The sequence below is a fragment of the Mycobacterium sp. genome, from assembly GCF_049278535.1.
GTDB lineage: Bacteria > Actinomycetota > Actinomycetes > Mycobacteriales > Mycobacteriaceae > Mycobacterium.
Map to the genome: position 1 here is coordinate 1 of NZ_JBAPMI010000205.1, position 1,539 is coordinate 1,539.

Below are 1,539 nucleotides of genomic sequence, written 5' to 3' on the forward strand. Positions count from 1 at the left end.
GCTCATCGCGTTGCCGCTGGCGTCGGCCGCGGTGCTGATGCTGGTCGGGCGGCGCGGCGACAAATGGGGCCACATCCTCGGCGTCGCGGTGCCGATCGTCTGCTTCTTCTACGGCCTCGCGCTCTTCGTCAACGTCCTCGGACTGTCCGCCGACCGCCGCAGTATCGACACCAACCTCTTCAGCTGGATCCCGGTCGGCAGCTTCCAGGTCAACTTCGGGACCCGGGTCGACCAGCTCTCCCTGTGCTTCGTGCTGCTGATCACCGGTGTCGGATCCCTGATCCACATCTACTCGCTCGGCTACATGAAGGAAGACCCGCAGCGACGCCGCTTCTTCGCCTACTTCAACCTCTTCGTCGCGGCGATGCTGCTGCTGGTCCTGGGCAACAACTACCTCTCGCTCTACGTCGGCTGGGAAGGCGTCGGCCTGGCGTCCTACCTGCTGATCGGCTTCTGGACCTACAAGCCGGCCGCGGCGACGGCGGCGAAGAAGGCCTTCATCATGAACCGCGTCGGCGACGTCGGCCTGACGCTGGCGATCTTCCTGATGTTCGCCACCCTCGGTACGACGTCGTTCGCCGGGGTCTTCGGCGGTGCCCACCAGCTCTCCGGCGGTGCGGCCACCGGGATGGCGCTGCTGCTGCTGCTCGGTGCCTGCGGAAAGTCCGGCCAGATCCCGCTGCAGGGCTGGCTCCCCGACGCCATGGAGGGTCCGACGCCGGTGTCGGCTCTGATCCACGCGGCAACCATGGTCACCGCCGGCGTCTACCTCATCGCCCGGTCCAACCCGATCTTCAACATCACCGAGGACGGCCGCACCGTCGTCACGATCATCGGTGCGCTCACCCTGCTCTACGGCTGTGTCGTCGGCTGCGCCTACGACGACATCAAGAAGGTGCTCGCCTACTCCACGGTGAGCCAGATCGGCTACATGTTCCTCGCCGTCGGGCTCGGCCCGGCCGGTTATGCGCTCGGCATCCTGCACCTGCTCGCGCACGGCTTCTTCAAGGCCGGGCTCTTCCTCGGGGCCGGCTCGGTGATGCACGGGATGAACGACGAGGTCAACATGCGGCGCTTCGGCGGCCTGCGCAAGGTCATGCCGATCACCTTCGTCACCTTCGGCCTGGCCTACCTGGCGATCATCGGCTTCCCCGGCCTGTCCGGCTACTTCACCAAGGACAAGATCATCGAGGCGGCGTTCAACAAGGGCGGCACCTCAGGTGCGTTGCTCGGCACGGCCGCGTTGATCGGCGCCGGCCTGACCGCGTTCTACATGACCCGGCTGATGATCATGACCTTCTTCGGCAAGCGGCGGTGGGCCGACGACGCGCACCCGCACGAGTCGCCATCGGTGATGACCGGTCCAATGATCGTGCTCGCGTTCGGGTCGGTCTTCGCCGGTGGCCTACTCGCCGTGGGCGGCACCCTCGAGCACTGGCTTGCGCCCGTGCTCGGTGAGTCGACGGCGCAGGGCCCGGACCTGATCAACAGCACGCTGCTGACCGTCATCATCGTGGTCGTCGCGGCCCTGGGAGTGGC

At 66.7% G+C, this 1,539-nt stretch carries 1 protein-coding gene; it reads left to right on the forward strand.

The genetic code is table 11. The features are described 5' to 3' along the window. Positions 1–1,539, forward strand: a 1,539-nt coding sequence (gene nuoL, locus WAO18_RS13965; protein WP_422206855.1) for an NADH-quinone oxidoreductase subunit L, incomplete at both ends; no start/stop codon positions are given.